Source organism: Trinickia mobilis, from assembly GCF_017315705.1.
Taxonomy (GTDB): domain Bacteria; phylum Pseudomonadota; class Gammaproteobacteria; order Burkholderiales; family Burkholderiaceae; genus Trinickia_A; species Trinickia_A mobilis.
In genome coordinates this window covers 1-3,425 of sequence record NZ_JAFLRF010000100.1, presented here as the reverse complement: position 1 = coordinate 3,425, position 3,425 = coordinate 1, and the positions used below count along the sequence as shown (strand labels likewise).

At 58.5% G+C, this 3,425-nt stretch carries 3 protein-coding genes; all 3 read right to left on the bottom strand.

Going from position 1 to position 3,425, the window contains the following annotated elements; all coding sequences use genetic code 11:
- Positions 1-170: 170 nt before the first annotated feature.
- The gene (locus J3489_RS37010) at positions 171-707 is read right to left on the bottom strand and encodes a hypothetical protein (protein WP_207005740.1); all 537 of its coding nucleotides are present in this window, start codon (positions 705-707) and stop codon (positions 171-173) included.
- A 57-nt stretch (positions 708-764) separates the two neighbouring features.
- Positions 765-1,568 carry a type III secretion system export apparatus subunit SctT gene (sctT, locus tag J3489_RS37005; RefSeq protein WP_207005739.1) on the bottom strand — a complete coding sequence of 268 codons (804 nt, stop codon included), beginning with the start codon at positions 1,566-1,568 and terminating at the stop codon, positions 765-767.
- Between the two features lie 63 nt (positions 1,569-1,631).
- A partial coding sequence (locus J3489_RS37000) for a hypothetical protein (RefSeq protein WP_207005738.1) occupies positions 1,632-3,425 on the bottom strand: 1,794 nt, incomplete at its 5' end.

The window sequence follows — 3,425 nt, the reverse complement described above, 5'->3', positions numbered from 1 at the left end:
AGTTGGAGAATCTCGACGCCCATCCAGCGCCCGCAGGCGAGCAGCACGGCCGAGATCGAGATCAGCTTGACCGCGACCCCGTGGGAAGATTTGCCGCAGGAACTTGGTTTCGGCAGCGGCCTAACGTGCTGGCGTCGACTGATCAGTTTTGTCAGCGGCTATGAGCCATTTCATGTCTTTTTCCAAAAAGCTCCAATTGAACCAAAGGCATGGTTCACCGTGCCCGTAGCCGACGCCACAGCAGATGACTGCGGGCGAAAACGATGCGCGTTGCCGCCGAGGTTGTTTACCCTTCCGTCATAACCTGTAACGGCGGCACCGGTGTGGTTAGCCAGCATCTGAGCGTTGGAGAAAGGGCCGCCTGCGGCGCCATGGCACGAGCGCATGTCAATATGCTTGATATTCGGATCGACCTTGTTGGCCCAATCTTTAGCGGCCTCATTACCGCTGACATAATATTTTGACCCCTCGCCATTTTCGACAAAAAATGGCGCGCCGTGAGCGGTAATTCTGCTTGTGAACATTCTTTGCTCCTCGTGTTTGATAAATGCAGATAGTTCGTTGCGTCTCTGTTCGCGGTGCACCTCGTCATGGCCCATCCGCAACGAGCGAAGATGCGGCACGCGCTTGAGCAATACGCCGATGGCAGTGGGCAGCAGCATCGCCGCCAGCGCGGCCCGCACGGTGCTGGGGGGCAGCGAAAGCATCGCCTTCCAGGCGCGCGTCGCGTATGCGCTTGTGGGTCGGGGGTAGCGACTTGTCGCTCATGGCACGGCTCTCGCCGAAGGCGCGCGCAAGATCAGCGTGCGCAGGAGATCGGCGGCGCGCTCGCCCTCCTGCGTTGCCACGTCGCCGAGCACATGAACGGCGAGGGCGAGTACGAAGAGCGCGGCGATGCTCTTGACCGGCAGCGCCGCGAAATACGCCGGCACCTGGGGCACCCACCGCGACAGCAGCGCAAAACCCAATTCGATCAGCCCTAGGCAAAGCAGCGCAGGCCCCGCGAGCATCAACCCCACCGTCGTCGCGCGCACCAGATGCGACGCGAGCGCGGCTCGCGCGGTTTCGTCCGGCGGCGGCACCCACGCGAGCGGCGGCCAGACCGCGTAACTGTCGTAGACGGCGCCGAACATCTGCGGCAGGATGCCGGCGACGATCAGCACGACCGCCAGCCCTTGCTGCAGCAGCCCGCCCAGCACGGACGCGTCGGCGTTCGCGAGCGGGTTCACCGCCTGCATGTTCGCACCGCGCTGGTTGTCGACATAGCAGCCCGCCATCTCGAACGCCCAGAACGGCACAGCCGCCGCGCAGCCGAGCACGAGCCCGATTCCCGCCTCCTTCAGCGCGAGCAGGCAGAGCTCGGCGAACGGCGGCGCGTGCGTCTCGAGGCGTGCGGCAAGCGCCGGAAGGAGCGGCAATGCGAGCGCAATGGCTACCGCGTTGCGCGCGAGACTGCCGGTCGAGCGCGCCGAGAAGACGGGCACGAAGGACATGAACACAAGCCAGCGAGGCAGCGCTAGCGCGAGGCCGGTCAACGCCGGCATCAGCGCGTCGATCAGCGGTTCCATCGCGTCCGTTTCCCGTTCCGCCGGTCAGCGTTCGGCTTCGCCGCGCCACGTGAGGTGTTCAGGTCAGTCAAGATTCATCGGAAAATTGGATGCGTCTAATTTGGATGCGTCTCCGTTGGGCACGTGACGTCTGACGTGCTCGACGATCCGTCTGACGGAACGCTCGGTCAGGTTGTATCTTCGGGATGCGGTTGCTATTCCCGCCTCACCGCCTTGGGCCAAGTGATAAATACGCACTCTATCCTCCCGCGGGACAAGCGAGGGAGGGTATGCATATCGCCCGGGATTTTCCGCGGCGTCAGTAGCGATTTCATTGATGACCGTTTCCGATGTCTTATATCGTTCGGCGATCGCACGGTCGGTTCTGCGGAGTTTTCTCTCTAAAAGAATTCTCTCCCGTGTTTCAATGGAAAGCTGCGCGAAAGTGCGGGGTTGAGGCGCCTCAGGCAAATTGGCTTGCGCGCGTATTTGCGCGTCAGGACGGGTTTGTCGTTCTTGAATCAGTGCTTCATTGGCCGGGGGTGGTCGATCTCGTTGGGCGGCCCGATTCGGGCTATTCGGCAGCGTATCGTCCAAGCGCGCCTCAGAGCGCATCTTTATGTGATCGACCAACACATCTTTTATGATGCTTTCATCGGTACCGAATTTTTTTGCGAGATCTGCAACGGGTAAATTGTTTCTATGGAAATCATCATACGCAATCTCCCTGTGCCTGAACCCGTAACCGGAAGAGCGCGCTTTTAGTATGTCGTTGCTTTCCTTTTTTTCCACGCCGGGGTATTTTTCGGGGTTTTTACGTATTTTTTGGACTTCTTTTTGTATTGAAGCTTTAGCGACTCCGTATTCTTTCTCCAGTTCCCGCGCCGTATAAAATCCGGAGAGATGTTTTTTTGCAGCTGCCGTTTTTTTGTCCTGCTGATTCAGCGGCCGTTGTTCCGGCTGCCCGGAAGCCAGTAATTGGCCGATTTCGTCGTGTCCTGCGCTTGCGTCTGGCTGGACAGGACGGGTTTGTTGTTCTTGATTCAATGCCTCATTGGCCGGGGGCGGTCGATCTAATTGGGCGGCCCGATTCGCGCTATTCGGCAGCGTATCGCGCAAGAGCGCCTCGGAGCGCATCTTTATTTGATCGAGCAACACATCTTTTATGATGCTTTCATCGGTATTGTATTTTTTTGCGAGATCTGCAACGGATAAATTGTTTCTATCGAAATTATCATACGCAATCTTCCTGTGTCTGATTCCGTAACAGCGAGAGCGCGCTTTTGGTATATCGTTGCTTTCGTTTTTTCCCATGCCGGGGTATTTTTCGGGGTTTTTATATATTTTTTTGGCTTCATTTTTTATTGAAGATTCAGGGACTCCGTATTCTTTCTCTAGTTCCACCGGCGTATAAAATCCGGGAAGATATTTTTTTACAGCTGCCGTTTTTTTGTCCTGCTGATTCAGCAGCCGTTGTTCCGGCTGCCCGGAAGCCAGTAATTGGTCGATTTCGTCCGGCGTTTCCTCTATGTGATCAGGCATGCGTGGTGCGCCAGGTCCGGGCGCGGCATTGGATATGTGTTCGAAGTCGTCGTGTCCTGCGCTTGCGTCCGGCTGGATTGGGTTCGGTTCGGGATTGCCATGCGGGCCGTCCGCTGTCCCGTCTCGGCTCGGGTGATCCTGCCCGCCGGGAGGCTCTACGGGTGTTTCTTGCGGCTGCTGGAGATTGACGTCGCGTTCGAAGCCGTCCATATCGAAGTCGCCGGGAGCGGGTATCGGTGGGTTCCCATCGACGTTCGCGCCGCCCGGCTCCAACCTCGGGAGTTTAGGCGGGCGCGTCGGTCCGAGCGGATACCCGAGCTGGCCGTTGACCCGGTT

Coding starts and splice junctions, on each gene's coding strand:
- J3489_RS37010 (WP_207005740.1), bottom strand. CDS start 707: ATGCTTTCGCTGCCCCCCAGCACCGTGCGGGCCGCGCTGGCGGCGATG.
- sctT (WP_207005739.1), bottom strand. CDS start 1,568: ATGGAACCGCTGATCGACGCGCTGATGCCGGCGTTGACCGGCCTCGCG.